12 protein-coding genes, 1 tRNA gene and 2 pseudogenes are annotated in these 12885 nt (G+C 69.2%); 4 read left to right on the forward strand and 11 right to left on the reverse strand.

What is annotated here, in order from left to right; translation table 11 throughout:
* Nucleotides 1-33: 33 nt before the first annotated feature.
* Nucleotides 34-318, forward strand: coding sequence for a hypothetical protein (locus tag GON01_RS09170; RefSeq protein WP_198159818.1), 285 nt, complete (start codon nt 34-36; stop codon nt 316-318).
* Between the two features lie 154 nt (nt 319-472).
* Here the strand turns inward: GON01_RS09170 and GON01_RS09175 are convergent.
* Nucleotides 473-548, reverse strand: a tRNA-Val gene (locus tag GON01_RS09175).
* Between the two features lie 168 nt (nt 549-716).
* Between GON01_RS09175 and GON01_RS09180 the strand changes: the two genes are divergently transcribed.
* Nucleotides 717-2492, forward strand: coding sequence for a chloride channel protein (locus tag GON01_RS09180; protein ID WP_232328747.1), 1776 nt, complete (start codon nt 717-719; stop codon nt 2490-2492).
* On the opposite strand, the gene GON01_RS09185 is transcribed toward GON01_RS09180, so the two are convergent.
* Genes GON01_RS09185 through GON01_RS09195 form a run of 3 tightly spaced genes read right to left on the reverse strand, consistent with a single transcriptional unit; the run spans nt 2489 to nt 6239 of the window.
* The gene (locus tag GON01_RS09185) at nt 2489-2866 is read right to left on the reverse strand and encodes a DUF1318 domain-containing protein (protein ID WP_157027071.1); all 378 of its coding nucleotides are present in this window, start codon (nt 2864-2866) and stop codon (nt 2489-2491) included. The two genes, GON01_RS09180 and GON01_RS09185, sit on opposite strands and share 4 nt — an antisense overlap.
* Nucleotides 2863-3045: a YnbE family lipoprotein gene (locus GON01_RS09190; RefSeq protein ID WP_157027072.1), complete on the reverse strand. Its 183-nt coding sequence runs from the start codon at nt 3043-3045 to the stop codon at nt 2863-2865. The genes GON01_RS09185 and GON01_RS09190 overlap by 4 nt, the downstream gene beginning before the upstream one ends.
* 44 nt (nt 3046-3089) lie before the next feature.
* Complete coding sequence (locus GON01_RS09195) at nt 3090-6239, reverse strand: YdbH domain-containing protein (RefSeq protein ID WP_157027073.1); 3150 nt, start codon at nt 6237-6239, stop codon at nt 3090-3092.
* A gap of 48 nt (nt 6240-6287) precedes the next feature.
* On the opposite strand from GON01_RS09195, the gene radC reads away from it, so the two are divergent.
* On the forward strand, nt 6288-6965 hold the full coding sequence (gene radC, locus GON01_RS09200; protein WP_157027074.1) for a RadC family protein: 678 nt from the start codon (nt 6288-6290) through the stop codon (nt 6963-6965).
* Nucleotides 6966-7055: 90 nt separating this feature from the next.
* Here radC and GON01_RS09205 read toward each other — a convergent pair whose 3' ends face one another.
* The 5 genes and pseudogenes from GON01_RS09205 to GON01_RS09225 all read right to left on the reverse strand — a co-directional run bounded on the left by GON01_RS09205 (nt 7056) and on the right by GON01_RS09225 (nt 10478).
* Nucleotides 7056-7295 (reverse strand): hypothetical protein, encoded by a 240-nt coding sequence (locus GON01_RS09205; RefSeq protein ID WP_157027075.1) that lies wholly within the window; start codon nt 7293-7295, stop codon nt 7056-7058.
* Complete coding sequence (locus GON01_RS09210; protein WP_157027076.1) at nt 7292-7900, reverse strand: hemerythrin domain-containing protein; 609 nt, start codon at nt 7898-7900, stop codon at nt 7292-7294. Before GON01_RS09210 ends, GON01_RS09205 begins: the two co-directional genes overlap by 4 nt.
* A gap of 151 nt (nt 7901-8051) precedes the next feature.
* Nucleotides 8052-8836 (reverse strand): annotated as a pseudogene (locus GON01_RS09215) (s-methyl-5-thioribose-1-phosphate isomerase); the annotation flags it as partial.
* Between the two features lie 250 nt (nt 8837-9086).
* Complete coding sequence (locus GON01_RS09220; protein WP_181600101.1) at nt 9087-10046, reverse strand: alpha/beta fold hydrolase; 960 nt, start codon at nt 10044-10046, stop codon at nt 9087-9089.
* 21 nt (nt 10047-10067) lie between these two features.
* Nucleotides 10068-10478 carry a hypothetical protein gene (locus GON01_RS09225; RefSeq protein WP_157027077.1) on the reverse strand — a complete coding sequence of 137 codons (411 nt, stop codon included), beginning with the start codon at nt 10476-10478 and terminating at the stop codon, nt 10068-10070.
* Between the two features lie 77 nt (nt 10479-10555).
* Between GON01_RS09225 and GON01_RS09230 the strand changes: the two genes are divergently transcribed.
* Nucleotides 10556-11098 (forward strand): hypothetical protein, encoded by a 543-nt coding sequence (locus tag GON01_RS09230; protein ID WP_157027078.1) that lies wholly within the window; start codon nt 10556-10558, stop codon nt 11096-11098.
* Here GON01_RS09230 and GON01_RS09235 read toward each other — a convergent pair.
* Together GON01_RS09235 and GON01_RS16675 are read right to left on the reverse strand one after the other, a co-directional pair.
* On the reverse strand, nt 11061-12134 hold the full coding sequence (locus GON01_RS09235) for a right-handed parallel beta-helix repeat-containing protein (protein WP_181600102.1): 1074 nt from the start codon (nt 12132-12134) through the stop codon (nt 11061-11063). The genes GON01_RS09230 and GON01_RS09235 overlap by 38 nt on opposite strands.
* A 94-nt stretch (nt 12135-12228) precedes the next feature.
* Nucleotides 12229-12885 (reverse strand): annotated as a pseudogene (locus GON01_RS16675) (right-handed parallel beta-helix repeat-containing protein); the annotation flags it as partial.

Below are 12885 nucleotides of genomic sequence, written 5' to 3' on the forward strand. Positions count from 1 at the left end.
CCGATAGCTTCGTCCGGAAGCGATACGCTCTTTTTGCTGGTCGCTGCGCTCGTCGTGTTTGGCCTGACGGCGCTTGCGGCATACTTGTTTGGTCGTCGATTAGCCCGGCGGAGCCGCTTCCTCGCAATCTTGGCCTGCGCTTCAACCGTGCCGGTGTTAATCATCGCCTCAGCACTGGCTCTGCTCATCACGGCTCCTGATGGATCGCCGCCAAACGATGCACCCGCCATGCTCTTCGTGGCTCTCACTACCGTGGCGATGCTCTCGTGCATTGTAAGTATCCCAGCAAGTGCATTGCTGATCCGAAAAGCCGACTAGGCCAACGACCACTTCCCACCCTTAGTGGACGATCGCCAACGGCACCTGCCTGGTTGCGCCGCGGGCAAAGCCCGCGTTGTCGGTCCTTGCGAAGCAAGGCCGGCCGCGCTTGCAGGCGTGCGCGCCGGGGCGGCGCGTCTCGCCTGCTGCGCGATGGTGGGCGGTGACGGGTTCGAACCGCCGACCCTCTCGGTGTAAACGAGATGCTCTACCGGCTGAGCTAACCGCCCGTGCGCGATGCGCTCTGCCCGAAGCGGTGCTTGCGGGCAAGCGCTCAGCGCAGCAGCTGGCGTTGGGCCGAAGCTAAGTGCCGCGAGCGCGTGGCGCGAGACCATTGCTTGATTTATGTTGCCTTTCGACCCATTCGGCCTCTCCCCCGACGCAGCACGAGGACCGAGATGGCGGATAACGGCCGAGCCCGGCAGGCAACGAGCGGAGTTGCCCATCCGCCCCGGCTGGCCGACCACAGCGCCGACAAGCGGATGATCGTGCTGATGGCGATGGCGCTGGTCACCGGCACCGGCGGCGCGGCGGCCGCCTGGGTGCTGCTGAAGCTGATCGCGATCGTCACCAACCTGATCTGGTACCAGCGCCTGGCCGCCGAATCGCTGCCGATCGCGGCCGCGGCGACGGGTCCGCTGGTGCTGCTGGCGCCGGTGCTCGGCGCGCTCGCGATCGGGCTGATGGCGCGCTTCGGCTCCGACAAGATCCGCGGCCACGGCATCCCGGAGGCGCTTGAGGCGATCCTGTACGGCGAAAGCCGGCTGTCGCTGAAGGTCGCGCTGTTGAAGCCGATCTCGTCGGCGATCTCGATTGGCAGCGGCGGCCCGTTCGGCGCGGAAGGCCCGATCATCATGACCGGCGGCGCGATCGGATCGCTGTTCGCGCAGCAATTCCGGCTGACCGCGGCCGAACGCAAGACGCTGCTGGTCGCCGGCGCCGCGGCCGGCATGACCGCGATCTTCGGCGCGCCGCTGGCCGCGATCCTGCTCGCGGTCGAGGTGATGCTGTTCGAATGGAAGCCGCGCAGCTTCGTGCCGGTGGTGGCGAGCGTGCTGACCGCGCTCGCCTGGCGGCCGCTGCTGATCGGCTCCGGCCCGTTGTTCGGTTTCGCCGGGACACTGGGCGAAGCGGGCCCGACGCTGCTGATCGCCGCGGTGATGGGCTGCGTCGCGGGCGCGGTCGCGGCGCTGCTGTCGACGATGCTCTACCGGATCGAGGACGGCTTCCACCGGCTGCCGGTCCACTGGATGTGGTGGCCGGCGATCGGCGCGGTCGCCGTCGGCATCGGCGGCCTGATCGAACCGCGCGTGCTGGGTGCCGGCTACAACAATATCCAGGACCTGCTCGATGGCCGGCTGCTGCTCGGCGCGATGGCGCTTTTGTTCGCGGCCAAGGCGATCGTCTGGCTGATCGCGCTGGGTTCGGGCACGTCGGGCGGCATCCTCGCCCCGCTCTTGATCATCGGCGGCGCGTTCGGCGGCATTCTGGGCCACTGGCTGCCCGGCGGCAGCGGCCCCTGGGCGATGATCGGCATGGCGGGCGTGATGAGCGCGTCGATGCGCGCGCCGCTGACCAGCGCGATCTTCACGGTCGAGCTGACCGGCCATTTCACTGCGCTTCCGGCCACGGTCGCCGCATCGGGCGCCGCCTTCGCAGTGGCGGTGCTGGTGCTGAAGCGCTCGATCCTGACCGAAAAGGTCTCGCGGCGCGGGCGCCACATCAGCCAGGAATACAGCATCGACCCGCTGGCGCTGGGGCTCGCGGGCGACCTGATGACGCCGAAGCCCGACACGCTGCCCGAGGAGATGACGATCGCCGAGGCGCTCCAATTCTTCGAAGCGGGCGCCCGGCACCGCAGCTATCCGGTGGTCGATTCCGCCGGGCGGCCGATCGGCCTCGCCTCACGCTCGGACGCGCTGCGCTGGAGCCAGGGAGAAGGCGAGCTCGATGCCACGATCGGCGAGCAATTGTCCGACCGCTCGCTGCCGGTCGCGACGCGGATGACCCCGGCCAATCAGGTCGCCAACCTGATGATCACCGAGAATATCGGCCGCATCTGCGTGATCGATTCAAAAACCGGCAAGCTGCTGGGGATCGTCGCCCGCCGCGACCTGCTGCGTTCCCGCGCCGAGCATCTGCGCGCGGAGCGGGAGCGCTCGCCCCGCGCCTAGGGGCAGTTGGCCGGCTTGGGCGCCGGATCGCCCGCGCCGCGCACCGCCCAGCCGCCGCCCAGATTATAGGCTTGGCCGACGCCGACCCGCTGCATCGCCTGGCAGGCGGTGGCTGCCGCGATCGCCTCGACGGCGACGCCGCGCTCCGCCGCGCGGCTGGTGTAGAGCGCGCGCCGCTTGATGTTGATCTGCTCGACCTCGGCCTTGACTGCGTCGGAGACCTGGCCGCGCACGCCCAGATAGCCGTCCGCGCGCTCGCCGACCTGGCCGGCCGCGACCGCGGCGCTGACGCCGCCCTGGGCCCATGCCGCGCCGGCGAGGCCCAGCAGGGCGACGCCGGCGGCGCCGAGGATCAGTTTGCCACGTCTGGTCATTTCGGAAACAACTCCGGGTTATTCTCGATGATATCCTGCGCGTCGCGCTGGAGCTTCACGAGCACTTCCTGTTTCACGTTGACGTTCAGGTTGATCTCGATCGGCTTGTCCGGCGCAGTCACCTGCACGCAGCCGGCCGCTCCGACCAGGATCGCAAGAGGCGCTGTCCACCGCATCATCCGATGGCTCGCACCCCCTGTCCCGCACGTCAACTCATGTCTGTTCATCGCTTATTCTCGCTGTCGGAAGGCTGAACCGGCGGTTTTTCCGCCTGAAAGGCGGGCCCCAGCTGATCCTGGATCAACAGGCTGGGATCGGAGAAGCTCCGCGCGCTGGCGATCAGGCCCCGGAATGGCGCGCGAATGCGGATGTTGAAGATGAAGGGCAGCTGTTGCAGCTGCTGCGCGAGCTGGCCGCCGACACGCGCGATCAGCCCGGTCGCGACCGGCTTGATGGTGCCGCGGCTGACCCCGTTGAAGCGGATTTCGCTGACCATCTCGCCGTCCAGCTTGCCGTTCAGATCGATGCGCATCGTCTGGTAGGCGATCGATTTCAGCGCATCGAACGCGATCCCGCCCCAGATGCCGAGATCGGCGTTCGATACCTGGCCGACATAGGCCAGCGTGCCGCCGGGCGCGCGCGAGATCAGCGAGCCGTCGACGATGCGGCCGCCATTCCGGTCGAAGATCATCGGCAACGTGCCGTCGAACGTACCGGTCGCGCTGATATTGTCGAACTCCAGCTTGTTGATCAGCCTCGCCGCGTCGAGGCCGGCAATGTCGAAGGTCAGATGCCGCGCGGCTTCCTCCGAAAAATCGAGCACGGTCGGGCGCAGCGTCAGCGTGCCGCCTGCGAGCGGCCAGCGGGCGCTGTCGACGGCGACCTTCAGCTCCGGCAGCAGCCGGTATTGCACCACGCCGTCCTCGACCTCGATGCCGGGATTGACGGTGGCGACGGTCAGAAGCTGATCGGGCGCGGTGACGAGGCCGAGCAGGTCGGTGAAGCGGATGTCGGTGCGAACTCCGGTCGCCGGCCCGAACGGCGCCGCGAGCGAGTCGGCGGCGACGTGGAACAGGCCGGTGCTGGTCACGCCCGCATCAGTCCAGGCGATGCGGCCGCTGCCGCTGAGCGTCCCGTTCACATTGGCGACGACGCCGAGCGTCAAGCGGGTCAGCCGTTCGGGCTGCAGACCGGGCCCGAAGCGGATGCCGGCGACGTCGATTCCGGCGTGGCCGGCGCCGCGGCCGAGGTCGTGGCGGAGGTCGACGGTGGCGACGGCCGTCCCGCTCTGCGGTTCGCGCAGCGTGCCGCTCGCGGTCAGCGCGTTGCTGCGGATGCGGAGCGCCACGTCGCGCGAGACCAGCGGGTTGAAGCGGGCGGGGTCCGCCTGGTCGGAAAGCGTCAGCCTGCCCGAGACGGCCAGCCCGCCTTCGGCGAAGCGCCACTCCCCGGCCGCATCGCTGACGATCAACGGCACTTTCCCGATCCGCCCGGCCGCACCGGCGAAACGGCCGCCGATGCCTCTGCCGGGCGCGCCGCTCAGCTCGGCCACGTCGAGGCGGCTGACGGCATCACCGGAGCCCAGCCGCGCGGCGAGGCCGGCGATGCGGAAGCCGGAGCCGTCGAAGCGGGCCCGATCGGCCGCAAGCATGACCGGGCTCTGCCCCAGCGTCCCGTGCAGCCGCGGCGTCTCGATCGTGCCCGCGACACGGCCGTTCGCGACCAGCGCCTGGCCCGCTGGGCACAGGCGGAGCCGCGCCGGCTGAAGCTTCAGGCCGCTGACGGCAAGGCTGTCGAAGGTGAGCGGCGCGCAGGCCGGATTGAGCAGGAGGCCGCCCGGGCCCACCCGTCCCTGGAGCGGCAGCGCCGCGCCTTCGATGCGGCCGCCTGCCAATGGCCCGCTGAGCTTCAGCACGGTGGCGAACCGCCCATTGTCGAAGCGCACCGGCGCGACCGCGATCCGTGCCCCGCCGGCTTCGAACGGCGCCATCTGCGCAACGCCGGAAATCGGCGCGCCGGGTGCGCTCTGATGCAGTTCGGCGAGGATGTTCGGCAGCCCTTCGCCGGTGAGGGCAAGCTGGCCATCGACCTGCAGCGCACCGGCGCCGGGCCAGACCAGCCGCGCGCCCTCACCCCCCGAAAAGCGGAGCCGGGCGCCGCCGCCGGTCAGCTCGGCCGAGGCGATCCGCACCGACCCGGCGCCGCCGCGCGTCGCGAGGCTGAGACTGGCATGAAGATCGGACGCGCGCCCCGCTACGGCGGCCATGCGCGCCAGCGCGCGGGCAAGCGGCTCGACCGGGGTGCCGGCGACACTGTCTGCAAAGCCGTCCAGCCGCGGCGCCTGCGCGAACGCGACATTGTCGGCGGTCAGGCCGCCATCGAACCGGATGCTGGTCGCCACGGCGCCGGGATTTTCGTCGAGCCGCTCCGCCCGTCCGGCTTCGACGGCATAGCGTCCGCCGAGTTCCGCATGCGGCGTGCGCGCAGGCGGACCGGCTATTCCCAGCCCGACCAGCCGCAGCGATCCGGCCGTGCGCGCCGCGTCGCCGGCAAAGTCGATCTGGCCGCGCGCGCCATCGGCCGACCAGCCGGCGGCGCTGGCCTCGCCCGACGCCAGCTTCGCCTGCCCGCGCCAGCCGTCGAGCCCCGGGCGAAGCGTCGCGTCGATCGTGCTGGAAATCGCCGCAACCCGCACGTCGCCGCACGCAAGCGCCTGCGCGTTCGCGGGTCCGGTGAAATTCGGCTGCGCCGCGTGCGTGGTGACGTTCCCCTGGAGCGCAAGGCCGGTCAGCGTGCAGCCGCCCAGGTCCAGCGCCGGCGCGGTCGCGGCATAGCGGCCGACAAAGTCATTGGCTAAATTGCCGCGGCCGTCGATCCGCAGGCCGACGGGCCCCGCGGGCGTGTCGAGCGCCAGCCGCGCGTCATCCAGCGCGACGCGCAGATCGGGCAGGCGGAACGGCGCGCCGCTGGGTGCCGGCAGCAATTTGTCGACGCTGCCCAGCCGCAGCCGTCCGCCGACCAGCCGGCCGCGCAGCCGGACGCCGCCGGCGCGGATTTCGTGGACCTCGGGCGCGCCGAAGGTCGGCACCAGGTCGACTTCGACCCAATCGGCAGTGAGATCGGGCGACTGGCGGTCGCCGATGCTGACGCCTTCCAGCCGCTGGGTGCGCACGCCGATCCGCTTCACCTCATAGCGCGCCGGCACGCCGCGCCGGGCAAGCTCGCGGTCGATCAGGTCGGTCGCGATCGGCTTGCGCGCGAGCCACAGGCCGAGCAGCGTCAGCGCCACGAACGCCAGCAGCGCGATCAGGATCGTGCGCCCGCGCCGCCGCCGTTCCTCGGCGACCGGCATCTCCGGATCCGCCCCGGCCATCACTTCAGCATTTGCCCCAAGGCGACCGCCCGCTTAAGTCTGGCCGCCATGACGGGGGAAGATGAGGGGGCCGGCCACCGCGCGCGGCTGCGCGAGCGGCTGCTGCGCGGCGGCCCCGACGCGCTGCTCGACCACGAGATCGTCGAATATCTGCTCGCTCTCGTCATTCCGCGCCGCGATACCAAATCGCTTGCGAAACGCTTGCTGAACGAATTCGGTGGCATCGGCGGATTGTTCGCCGCGGATGCCGAGGCGATCGAGAGGGCCGGCTTCAGCGAAACGGCGGTGGCGTCCTTGAAGATCGTCAACGCCGCTGCTCTCCGGCTTTTGGCGGCGAAGATCAAGGCGCGGCCGATCCTGAACAGCTGGGACGCGCTGCTCGACTATCTGCGCGCGGACTTGGCGCACCTGGGCGTCGAGCGGGTGCGGGTACTGTTCCTGAACGCGAAGAACATGCTGATCCGCGACGAGCTGATGAGCGAAGGATCGACCAGCGAGGCGGCGATGTACGCGCGCGAAGTGATCCGTCGCGCGATCGACCTGCACGCCTCCAGCCTGATCCTGGTCCATAATCATCCGAGCGGCGACCCTGCGCCCTCGCGCCAGGACATCGCGGTGACGCGCGACATCGTCGAGGCCGGCAAGCGCCTCGGCATCCAGGTGCACGACCATGTCATCATCGGCGCCGACGGCCACACCAGCATGCGCGCGATGGGGCTGTTGTGACTGAGCGTCACCCCGGCCTCGAGCCGGGGCCTACCTTCCTTGCCGAGCGGGGCAGAAGGTGGGTCCCGGGTCGAGCCCGGGATGACGACGCTATGTCAGGTTGCCGCCGCCGCTGGGCGGATCGTCGTCGAAATCCTCCCCGGGGTTGCCGCCGCCCGCGCCGGCGCCCGATCCGCGCACTTCGCCATTGTCCGCGATGAACGGCCGCTTGCCGCGGTCGCGCTGCTCCTTTTCGGGCGAGCGCGGCTGCTCCCGATCCATCGTGTCCGATGGCCGCGCGGCGTCGCCCGGCAACTGGTGCTCGGTCGAGATGTTGCGGTTTCCGGTCATGCGAGCTTGAACCCTTCCTTGTTCATTGCCGCCGTCAGCGCCTTGTTCTGCTCCGGGCTCAGCTTCGCCTTCAGCTTGGGGAAGATCGTGTCTTCCTCCTCGCGCACATGCTCCTCGACCGCGCGGCGGAACTCGCCGACCTTCGTCATGAAGGCAGGCGAGTCCTTGGGCATGTTGTCGAGGTCGTAGAGGAACTGCTTCACATAGCCGTGATCGTGGTTGAGGTGATCGGCTTCCTCGGTCTGGCCGGCATCGCGAAGCGCCGGATAGACCGCGTTCTCCTCCTCGATCGCGTGCTTGGCGAGCGCATGCTTCAGCTGCATCAGCAGCATCGAGCGCTTCGTCGTGTTCTTGTCGGTGGTCGCCTGCATCGCGTCGAACAGCTTAAGCGTCGCCTGGTGCTCGGCGGCGAGTGCCTCGTCCCAGTCGCCGGCAAGCATGGTCGGCGCCTGCACCGCGGCCTTGCGGCCCAGATTGGCCATCAGTCCGACCGCAACGCCTGCCGCCGCCGCGCCGATCAGCGCACCGGTCGACCCGCTGCTCTTGCCGTTCTCGCCGCCCTTCGAACGGGAACGGGTCGACTTGGAGGCTGCTTCGGTCGCCATTGATCATCTCCCTCACGCTTGAGTCTTGCCGAACAGAACCCTTCGCGCGGGCCGTCGTTCCAAGGCGGGACCGGCGAACGACCCTCGCCGGAATCTCGGTGATATAGCCGGTCACCAATCGCGCCGGCGTGATATCGAACGCCGGATTGCGCACAGGCGATTCCGTCACCTTCACGGTCGCCACCTCGCCGCCAGCAGCGGGCCCGGTGATCCACGCAAGCTCGTCGCCGCTCCGGTCCTCGATCGGCACCTGGTCGCCAGAGCCTAGGCTGCGGTCGATCGTGGTGTAGGGAAGCGCGACGTAAAAGGGGACGCCGTTGTCGCGCGCGGCGAGCGCCTTCAGATAGCTGCCGATCTTGTTGCACACATCGCATTGGCGGTGACGCGGTCAGTGCAGACCATCACCAGATCCACCTCGCCGCGCTGCATCAGCAAACCGCCGACATTGTCCGCGATCACGCTGTGCGGCACGCCGTGGCCGCGCAGCTCAAGCGCAGTGAGCAGCGCGCCCTGGTTGCGCGGCCGCGTCCCGTCCACCCAGACATGGAGCGGCATCCCCTTGTCGTGCGCCATGTAGATCGGCGCGGTCGCCGTCCCATAGTCGACCGTCGCCAGCCAGCCGGGATTGCAGTGGGTCAGGATGTTGAGCGGGCGGTCAGGATGGTGGGCGTGCAGTTCCTCCAGCAGGCCCAGCCCGTGCTCCCCGATTGCGCGATTGAGCGCGACATGCCCGTCGCAGATCGCGTCGGCGCGCGCGAACGCCGCCGCGGCGCGTTCGGCCACCGGGAGGTTGCGGATATGGTCGCGCACCTGATCGAGCGCCCAGCGCAGATTGACCGCGGTCGGCCGGGTCGCGAGCAACTGCGCATGGGCAGCGACCGCGCCGATCAGCGGCGCGCCCCGCGTCCACATCTCCCGGATCGCCCGCGCGGCCATGTCGGCGGAGCTGAGCTCGACCCATTCGACAGCCCAGGGGAGCTTGCGCTCGTCGAGGATGCGCACGCCATTTTCCGTCCGAGCGATCGAGCGGACCCAGGGGAGGGACGATGCGAAGCATGTTGGGAGAGGCGCCGAGCCAGGCGGAGTGCGGCTGCGAAGCAGCCGTTGGACGGTACGAAGGTGCTTCCGCCCGGCCCTCCACCACCGGCTTCGCCGGCGCGGCCTCCCGAGCGAGATCGGGGAGGACCTAAAGCCCCCTTACGAATGCCTCCAGCGCCGCGTTCGTCGCTTCGGGCGCTTCCTGCTGTACCCAATGCCCCGCTTCGGGGATCAGCGTGGTTCCCCGGAAATCGGTGCAGTGCGCGCCGGCGTTCGCGAACATGTCGATGCCGGGCACGAAGTTCCGCACCGGATCGCGCTCGCCGGCGATGAAGCAGGCCGGCTGCGTGACCGGCTTGCCCGTCAGGTCGGCGCTCTGCTCGAAGTCCAGGTCCTGCGCGCGATAGCGGTTCAGCGGCCCGCGGAAGCCGCTCTTCTCGAACGCGGCGGCGAACACGTCCAGGTCCGCCTCGCTCATCCAGGCCGGGAACGGCTGCGGGTCCGGCAAGCCCTCAAGGAAGGTCGATTGCGGGCCTTTCGACAGGAATGCGCCCGCGTGGCCTGCCCGGAAATCGCCCGATGCGGCATAATAGGTGCGCCTCAGCGCGTCCCGCACGTCCGCCTCGAATTCCGCTTCGGCGACGCCCTCCTGCCGGAAATAGAGCTGGTAGAAGAATTTGCCCGCATAGAGCTGCTCGGCGAGCTTCAGAAAGGATTGCTGGCCCCGCGGCATGTACGGAACGCTGAGGCCCGCCACCGCGCGCACCTTGGCCGGATGCATCAGCGCCGTGTTCCAGACGATCGGCGCGCCCCAGTCGTGCCCGAACAGGATCGCGGTGCCGCCGCCGAGCGCATCGATCACCGCGGCGACGTCGCCGGTCAGCTCCCGCATCGCATAGGCGGCGACCGGATGCGGCTTGGAGCTGCCGCCATAGCCGCGCACGTCCATCGCCGCGACCTTGAAGCCGAGCCCGGAGAAATGCGCGAGCTGGTGCCGCCAGCTGTACCAGAGCTCCGGCCAGCCATGGACGCACAGGATCAGCGGCCCCTCGCCTGCGACGGCGACGTTGATGGCCATGTCGCCATTGGCGACGGTCTCGAACTGCACGCGTGCCCCCCGCCGTCCGCGCTATTGTTCCGCCCGCGGATAGGGCACGAACTGGCCCCAGCGGCATGAGCCATATTGGATGTCGCTGTCGCCGGCGACGACCATGAACGTGTCCCCGGCGCAGATGCGCGGCTTGGTGCCGTCCATCACCAGCTGCCGCCCCGGCTTCAGGAACGAGCATTCGGCCGAGATCAGGCTGATATTGTAGCGCTTGGCGGAGTCGTAAACGGCGATGGCGGTCGAATCGAGAATCTGCATCTTGGTGCGAGTCGACTTGGGCACGCAATTCTCCGGCGCCCCGGCGGTCCTTCCAGCCGTCAGCTTCTGAAGCTTTTCGCTCGGCGTGTCCTGGGCCGCCCAGGCGCCGGCCGCGCCGGCGACGCCCAGGGCGATGCCCAGCACCAGCCCGACGCGCTTCGAATTGACGTTCATTGCTTCCCTCCTGTGACGCGCCCGGCGCGCGATTGCCCGGATCCGGAACCGGGCCCGGCTGCTTCGGTTGATAGGCCATGAATCGGCGCGGAAGGAAGGCCCGGCTTGCCGGCGTGATGGGGCTGCTCGTCGGCGGCGGTGTGATGCTGGGCGCATTGGCCAGCAGCGCCACTCGCGACGCCTGGGTGTGGCGTGCCCCGCCGCGGATTCCCGTCACCGATTCGCCTGACTCCATGGCGGTCGATCAGGCCAGCGCCGGCCAGGGCTGGGCGCGCGCGGCCTATGATGGCGGGCTGCGGCAATGCCCGAAAATGAACGCCGAATTCCTCGCCGCCTGCGAAACGGAGATGAAGAAGCTCGCGGCGCGTCCGGAATTCGCAGCCGGCAGCTATGGCGGCCCGCTGCTGATCACCAAAATGGTGCCGGAGCAGCCGGACGATGGCTGGGACGCGCAGGACCGTCTCGAACGCCCGCGGGAGGAGCTTCGGCCGGCCAGCTTCGAGCTGCCGCCGGACAGCGCGCCGGAGCACCCCGCCTTCACGCCGACGCCCGACAATTACCCTGCGGCGCCGGAAGCCGCCGTCACCGCGGACGATATTTCGCCACCCACTCCGCGATAACCGAATCAACCTTGGCGGCCTTGCTCGGCCCGACCTTGCGGTTGCGCGCTTCGCTGACGCCATCGGTCAGGATGAAGGCGTTCGCCTCATTGTCCTGGACCACGACATTCTCGCCGCCAGCCATGATCCGGCTGTCATATTGGTCGAGATCGGCGACCCGGAACAGGCGATTGCCGCGCACCGTCATGTCGGAGACGAACGGCGCCGAGATTCCGTGCCAGACGGCGCCGACGATCACATTGCCTTCGATCGTGAAGCGTGCATAGCCGAGGCCGCTGCCGAGCCGCTCCTTGCCGCCGCCGATGAAGATCACCTGCGTCTTGCTGCCCGCGAGGAACAGATTGTCGCGAATGGTCAGGTCCTGGGTCGCGGGCTCGTCCGGCTTCAGTCCGTTCATGAAGAGCTGGATGGCGTCGGCATGATCGCCCGGGGCCGGCTGATAATCCGCGAAGCGATTGCGCTCGATCACGATGTCGCTGCCGCCGACGATCTGGATGCCTTCGCGAATGCGGCGAAGCTCGTTGTCGCGGAAACGAACGCCGTGCGCGCGGATGAACGCCAGATTGCCGAGCATGTCCTCGAAGGTGGAGCGCTCGATCGTGACGTCCTGGCCGCCGCGGATCAGCGGTCCGCGGATGCGGAGAGTGCCGTCCTCGCCGCGATATCCGGTGAACCGGCAATTGCGGATCACGAGCCGCTGGGCGTCGTTGGCGACGATCAGCGACTGGGACACCGGCGTCCCCGGCGGCGCGGCGAAGCGCGATCCGTCGAACACGACGTTGCGCCACTGGTCGAGCTGGATGGGACCGAACACGCCGCCGCGGATCGTCACCTGCGCCCGCGGCTGGAAACGTTGCGGGACGAAGGCGACGCTCCGCTCGCCGAGATCGATGACGCCGCCGTCGCGATGCCGCATGAGAAGCGCGTTCCACTCCACGTCGGTGACCGGGCCGGTCGCGCGCGGCGGGTTCACGGGCGAGGCGAGCAGCAGGCCTGCCAGGCTCGCCAGCATCGCCGTCACAGACTTCAGCAGCACCACTCGTCGTCTCCCGCGACCCGTCGCCTCATTCGGAGGCGATCGATCGGGGACCATAGCACCGGCCCGCCAAATGGCGAGGCCGGCAGGGCGATCAGGGGAGCGCCACGAAATGGTCGAGGAACAGATGCCCCATCATCTCGCGTACGGTGGGCTGGATCGCGACCTCGTGCGCGAAGTGGTGCTGCACCGGCGCTGCCGGCTGGGCATCGCCGACGATCGCCTTTAGCCCGCCCAGGTCGAGCTCCGGCGAGGCGGTGCTGGCGGCGTCGTGCAGCAGGGTGCTGGATTCGCCGACGACCTTGTGCCCAGCCGAGCTGCCGCCGACCCGCGCCAGCATGTCGCCGATCGCGGTGCCGACCGCGCTGGAGACCGGCGAGTCCGGCGCGTCGCCGCGCAACTGATACCCCGCCCCGGCTGTGATCAGGTCGTGGGCGTCGCTGGGGCTGGCGAGGCTGGGCAGGTCGGCGCGCGCGGCGGGGTTGACCTGGAAGTCGAGATTGCCGTCCTGGAACAGGTTGGTGACGTTGACGGCGGTGATGCGGTCGGTGACGTTGTTCTGGATCGCGACGTCGCTGCTGTTGGTGGCGAAGATCCAGAACATCTTGGAATCGTTCGGGTTCGAGGTGACGGTGTTGTCGAGGATCTGCACGCCGGTGGCGCCGTTGACGAAGATGCCGTGATAGGCATCGTTGGCGTAGATCGCGTTGTTCTGGATCAGGACGTTCTGATAGCCGTAGCTCAGCGGGTC

This window comes from Sphingomonas horti (assembly GCF_009753715.1).
Taxonomy (GTDB): domain Bacteria; phylum Pseudomonadota; class Alphaproteobacteria; order Sphingomonadales; family Sphingomonadaceae; genus Sphingomonas_B; species Sphingomonas_B horti.